Origin of the sequence: Streptomyces griseorubiginosus, from assembly GCF_017614965.1 — a bacterium.
GTDB lineage: Bacteria > Actinomycetota > Actinomycetes > Streptomycetales > Streptomycetaceae > Streptomyces > Streptomyces griseorubiginosus_B.
In genome coordinates, this window is record NZ_WVUG01000657.1 from 1 (window position 1) to 1,215 (window position 1,215).

Here is a 1,215-nt window from a genome sequence, read left to right on the forward strand (position 1 = left end):
GGGCAGCGGCCGTTCTCTCGTGCTTTGTGACTCGACATCTCGAAGCGTGGAGAACGGCCGCCTCCGCTGTCCCGTGAAGAACCGCAGGTCAGCAGGACGAGTGACCCGCGAGGTTAAACGCCAAGCTGAGAGCGAGTCGCAAAGGCTCCCGTGGCTCGCGCGGCCGGAGCGTGAACGGCACCGACCCCGTTCAGCCCCGGACGCGTGCGGCAGCCGGGGCCGACGATACGGCCGGTGCCGTGTCGTAGGACGCACGGCGACCGGCCGCAGATGATGGCGGATCGTGGCATGTACGGCGGCGGGCCGACGGTCTGCGCGCCCGACCGCTCCGCCCGGTCCGCTGGTGAGCTGTCGAAACTGATCGCCGGTCGCCGCAGCGGGCAACAATGTCCGCATGGAATGGATCTCCGGCGTGGCCGGCGGGCTGCTGCTGGCGGTCCTGGTCGGCAGCGTCCTGCGCACCCTCGTGGTGCCGCGTGGCCTGTACTCGATGCTGGTGTACCGGCTGTGGTGGCTGCTGCGCCGCCTGCTGCGGCTCGCAGCGCCCGGTGGCGGATACGACGCCATAGACCGCGCCCAGACCTGGCTCGCGCCCCTGATCCTGATCGGCATGCTCACCACCTGGCTGGGCGGCGCGCTGCTCGCCTTCGGCCTGCTGCTGCACGCCCTGTCCGGGCTGTCCTGGGGCAGTTCCTTCCGTGAGGCCGGCTCCAGCCTGCTCACCCTCGGTTTCGCCAGCGGCGACCGGCTGCGGCTGTCCGCGCTCGACTTCGTCGCCGCGGCCACCGGACCCGTCCTGATCGCCCTGCAGATCGCCTACCTGCCCACGCTGTACGCCGCCTACAACCGCCGCGAGCTGGAAGTGACCCTGCTGCAGTCACGGGCCGGCGAGCCCGCCTGGGGTCCGGAGATCCTGGCCCGGCAGTGGCTGGTCGACACCGAGACCGCGCTGCCGGAGCTGTACCGGGCGTGGGAACGGCTGGCCTCCGACATCGGCGAGAGTCACTCGGCGTACCCGGTGCTGATGGCGTTCCGCTCGCCCCGCCCGTACCGGCACTGGCTGGTCGGCCTGGTCGCCGTGATGGACGCGGCGGCCGTCCAGCTCGCGCTCACCCCGCGCACCGCCCCGCCGGCCGCCCGACTCGTGCTGCGCGCCGGGTTCACCGCCCTGCGCGACATGGCCCGCGCCCAGCGCATCCCCTTCGACCCCGACCC

At 72.4% G+C, this 1,215-nt stretch carries 1 protein-coding gene; it reads left to right on the forward strand.

Annotated elements, in window-relative coordinates; all coding sequences use genetic code 11:
- Positions 1–394 precede the first annotated feature (394 nt).
- Positions 395–1,215 (forward strand): hypothetical protein (locus GRC12_RS44545; protein WP_208786111.1); only part of this gene is annotated, 821 nt, incomplete at its 3' end.